A 323-nucleotide genomic window follows, 5' to 3' on the forward strand; every position below is an offset into this window, starting at 1 on the left:
GCCGTACTGCACGGCGTTGTACAGCTTGCCGGAGGAGGACACCTTGGCGCCGTGGGTGAGATGGCCGCCGTGGGCCAGGCTCATGCCGAGGATGGTGTCGCCGGCGTTGAGCAGCGCCAGGTACACCGCGGCGTTGGCCGAGGAACCGGAATGCGGCTGGACGTTGGCGTAGTCGGCGCCGAACAGCTGCCTGGCGCGGTCGATGGCCAACTGCTCGACCTTGTCGACGTGTTCGCAGCCGCCGTAGTAGCGCTTGCCCGGATAGCCCTCGGCATACTTGTTGGTCAGGCCGCTGCCCTGCGCCTGCATGACCCGCTTGCTGG

At 67.8% G+C, this 323-nt stretch carries 1 pseudogene; it reads right to left on the reverse strand.

Annotated elements, in window-relative coordinates:
- Positions 1-323 (reverse strand): annotated as a pseudogene (gene glyA, locus HMPREF3014_RS20125) (serine hydroxymethyltransferase); the annotation flags it as partial.

It is taken from the genome of Pseudomonas sp. HMSC065H01, from assembly GCF_001815235.1.
Classification (GTDB): Bacteria; Pseudomonadota; Gammaproteobacteria; order Pseudomonadales; family Pseudomonadaceae; genus Pseudomonas; species Pseudomonas aeruginosa.